The sequence below is a fragment of the Streptomyces litmocidini genome (genome assembly GCF_014649755.1).
GTDB classification, from domain to species: Bacteria; Actinomycetota; Actinomycetes; order Streptomycetales; family Streptomycetaceae; genus Streptomyces; species Streptomyces litmocidini.
Window position 1 is genome coordinate 1 of sequence record NZ_BMTQ01000050.1, and the last position, 2,896, is coordinate 2,896.

The window sequence follows — 2,896 nt, forward strand, 5'->3', positions numbered from 1 at the left end:
GCCTTCGGGATCTTGGCGAAGGCGTCGTTCGTCGGCGCGAAGACCGTGATGTTCTCGGCATTGTTGAGGGTGTCGACCAGGCCGGCCTTCTTCACGGCGGTGACCAGGGTGGACAGGGCCGGGTTGTGGGACGCGGCGGTGGCGACCGGGTCCTTGGCCATGCCGTCGAAGGAGCCCGCGCCCTCCTTCGGCACCCCGGCACAGGCCGGGCCGAAGGGCTGGTCGCCGGTCATCGGCGCCTCGGAGGGCGTACTCGTCCGCGTCTTCGCCTCGTCCCCGGCGGCCGCGGTGGGGGCGGCCTTGGTGTCGCCGCCGGAGTCGGAGCACGCGGCCAGGGAGAAGGGAAGCAGGGTCGCGGCGGCGACGGCGAGAGCGGTGCGACGCATGCGCAGAGAGTTCATGTCAGTTGCTCCTCGGGGGTTCTGTGCTCGGTCCTGCGGGAATCCGGGTCGACGTCCCCGCGAAAGGTCCGGTCGCCGGACTCGCCGCAGGAGGTGACGGGCCGCCCTGAGGGCCGAGGGGCCTCCAGGCGTCGGAAAGCGTTCACGTCTCCTCATTCGGCGCCGCCCGCCCGGCGGATGGGCCCTTCACTCGAACGAGTGGCGACGCGCTTCGTCCGCGCAGGCTTCCCGGGCTCGTCCGGACGCCTGCCGGGGCGGACCGCCTCCGGCGCGACGGCTCCTGATCCGGCTCCGCCGGCCGGCCCGCGAGTCCGCGTGCGGCCGGAGGGGCTCCGCGGCACCTGCTCGCGGAGGTGCCGGCCGGTCTGCCGCGGTGGGCGGAGAAGGTCCGACGCCGGGGCCCGGACCGGATGGCCCGGAGGGTGGCGCGGACCAGGACCACGGCGGTCGGGATCCGCCCCCGACGAGCCCTCCGGTTCCGGCGTCGTCGCTCGACGGCCGGGTCAGAAGCCGAAGATCCGGAACAGGAAGAAGAGTCCGCCGAGGACGGCGCCGATGAGGATGAGGGAGACCCAGATCATCGGGTGGTCCCACATGCCACCGTCAGCGCGTTCGGGGTGGGCCGAGGAGGTGGAGCCCTCCACGGGCGGGGTTTCCTCAGGAGGTACGAACGGCACGCTCATGATCGCTCCCTGGATGTGTGCGACGGCCCGACGCCGCCGGGTCTCCACCGTCTCTCGCCGTCACCGTCGCCGCGAGACGCGTCGATTGTGCATCGGTCGGTGGCGCGAAAGACGGGGCTTCCACGGAGTCGCCCGCGCCGGAAGCCGCCCCGAGGCCCTCGATCAGCAGGGCCGCCGACCTGCGGGAAGCCGATGGGCGTGCCGCTCCCGCCCCGGTCGGCCGACCGGGTGGCGCCCCCGTCGGAACGACGACCTCGCGCCTTGCGGTCACGTCCCCGAGGGGCCCCGGACGACGCGCCGAGGAGGACACGCCCGTCCCTTATCCGATGCACGATCGATGCGACTTGTAACCGCCCTTCGACTGTCAGACGGTGGACCAGAACGAGACCCGGCTGACGAGGAGCGTCCTGTGCGCAGTACCCGGACCCCCGAGAACCCTGCCCGGCGACCGGTCGTCTCCGCCCGGCGCGGCCGGGAAGGCCACCGCCTCGCGCGCGGGTCCTCCGGCTGCTGCATCGCCGAGACCCCTCGGCATGCCGTCTTCGGCGCCCTCGGCGCGTACGGGCCTCTGGAGACCCGCTGATGTCCGGGCTCCCGGACCGTACGCCGGGGGACCGCGCCGCGCCGTCGGCGGCCGGGCCGGAACAGGTGTCCCGGACGCCGCCCCGTCCCCTCCCGAGCGTGTCCTTCCGGCAGGACTGGGACGACCTGCTCTTCGTCCACTGGGCCGTTCCCCCCGACGCCGTGGCGGGCTTCTTCCCGCAGGGCACGCGCCCCGACACGTTCGACGGACGCACCTTCGTCGGACTCGTCTTCTTCGAGATGCGGAACCTCTCCCTCGCCCGAGGACCCGCGCTTCCGGGCGTCAGGCGGTTCCCCGAGATCAACGTGCGGCTCTACAGCGTCGACGACCACGGTCGCAGAGGTGTCGTGTTCCTCAGCCTCGACTGCGCGCGCCTGCTCCCGGTGGTCGCCGCGCGAGCCGCCTACCGGCTGCCCTACCACTGGGCGGCCGCACGCGGACTCCGCTTCGACGACCGCATCCTGTACACGGTGCGCCGCAGGTGTTCGGGCGGGCCGCGCTCACGTGTCTGGGCCGACCTGGGCGGGGAACGGACGAGCCCCGATGCGTTGGGCGACTTCCTGACCTCCCGGTGGGGGCTGCACGCGCGGACCCGGGAGGGCACCTACTACTGGCCCCTGTGGCACGACGCCTGGCGTTTCCGTGAGGCCGCGCTGCTCTCGCTCGACGACGAACTCGTCGCGGCCGCCACCGGTCTGCCGATCGCCACGTCCTCGCAGCCCGTGAGCATCCTGTACTCCTCCGGCCTGCACGTGCGCTTCGGCTCCCGCCTGCCCGTCCGCTGAGTTCGCGGGCGGTCGTCCTGCCCCACGAGGCCGACCGGGCGGGCCCGCCCCCTTCGCTCCCCCACGCGTGGGCACACGGCCACGAAAGGGAGGGGAAGACGAAGGGACCTCCCATCCGCAGGCCCGCCCGCTACGAAGAACCGACGAGACACACAGATTTTCACCACCGGACCGCCCTGGGGCGGACCGGCCCCGAACAGACGACGGCAAGGACCGGCATGCGATGGACACCCCGCCCCCCGACGGCCGCCCCGGGCCACCGCTTCGCCTTCTCGCCACAGCTGGAGCAGCACAGGTGAACCGACCGCTCCCCTTCGTCGCCGGCCGCTCCGGCGACCACTCCCGCGGCGACCTCACGGACGTCATGCAGAAGGTCGCCCGTGGTGACAAACAGGCGTTCTCCGCCCTCTACGACGCCCTCGCCCCCCTGGTGTTCGGGATCGT

4 protein-coding genes are annotated in these 2,896 nt (G+C 73.0%); 2 read left to right on the forward strand and 2 right to left on the reverse strand.

Annotation, left to right across the window (positions count from 1 at the left end):
* Together IE180_RS35755 and IE180_RS35760 are read right to left on the reverse strand one after the other, a co-directional pair.
* Positions 1–401: fasciclin domain-containing protein (locus IE180_RS35755; protein WP_190161104.1), on the reverse strand; the 401-nt coding region annotated here is incomplete at its 3' end.
* 503 nt (positions 402–904) lie between these two features.
* Positions 905–1,084, reverse strand: a complete 180-nt coding sequence (locus IE180_RS35760; RefSeq protein WP_190161105.1) for a DUF6480 family protein — start codon at positions 1,082–1,084, stop codon at positions 905–907.
* A gap of 409 nt (positions 1,085–1,493) precedes the next feature.
* On the opposite strand from IE180_RS35760, the gene IE180_RS35765 reads away from it, so the two are divergent.
* Both IE180_RS35765 and IE180_RS35770 read left to right on the forward strand, forming a co-directional pair.
* Positions 1,494–1,667, forward strand: a complete 174-nt coding sequence (locus IE180_RS35765; protein WP_190161106.1) for a hypothetical protein — start codon at positions 1,494–1,496, stop codon at positions 1,665–1,667.
* 98 nt (positions 1,668–1,765) lie between these two features.
* Positions 1,766–2,452: a YqjF family protein gene (locus IE180_RS35770; protein WP_229861262.1), complete on the forward strand. Its 687-nt coding sequence runs from the start codon at positions 1,766–1,768 to the stop codon at positions 2,450–2,452.
* Positions 2,453–2,896: the final 444 nt, after the last annotated feature.